General features: G+C 49.6%; 1 protein-coding gene. It reads right to left on the reverse strand.

The genetic code is table 11. The annotated features are described in order from the left end of the window. Positions 1-786 (reverse strand): Calx-beta domain-containing protein (locus tag V1T76_RS28910; protein ID WP_330564130.1); only part of this gene is annotated, 786 nt, incomplete at both ends.

A 786-nucleotide genomic window follows, 5' to 3' on the forward strand; every position in this document is an offset into this window, starting at 1 on the left:
CATTGCCCGCCAGGTAAAGGTTGCCAGAGCCAAGAAGCTGGCCATTCTCGACATTGGCTGAAAGTACTCTGTTGACCGCAGTGCGAACAAAGTCAGTTCCGCCCCCAGCAACTTCAAAAACAGCATCGCCTGCGTTGTCAACAATATATGTGTCATTGCCAGCTCCCCCACGCATATTATCTGCACCGGCTCTGCCATTTAAGATGTCGCTTCCTAATCCTCCGAGAAGAACGTTTGCAGCTGAATTACCCACAAGTGTGTTATTCAGGTCGTTTCCAACCAGATTAATTGACGCAGACCCGAGAAGTTCTCCATCTTCTACATTTGCAGATAGTGTATAACCGACCGAAGTGCGAATAAGATCTGCTCCTTCACCTAATTGCTCAATAACTGTGTCGCCAATGTTGTCTACAATGTAAGTGTCATTTCCTGCGCCGCCGCTCATTATGTCTGATCCAGCGCGACCATTGATAATGTCGTTTCCCGCAAAACCGTTTATCGTTTCGGAAAGCGCGCTTCCTACTAGAATATCCGCTGCTGGGGTGCCGTTAATTGGCGTATCGTCATTAAGCAGTGAGCTTGTCCCAGTATTGTCAACGGAATCCGCGATAGAAACGACAGGTGTGACGACCAAAGAGAATGTTTCGGTTGCTTCGACGGCCCCGTCTTCGATCAAATCTATTGCAACAGACGTAATCGTCTGGCCGGCCAGGAAAGTAATTGTCCCTGAGCGCGCCACATAATCCTGCCCGGCAACTGCGGTGCCGTCAGCCGTGACAAAGTTGA

This window comes from Roseibium sp. FZY0029 (genome assembly GCF_036350355.1).
Lineage (GTDB): Bacteria > Pseudomonadota > Alphaproteobacteria > Rhizobiales > Stappiaceae > Roseibium.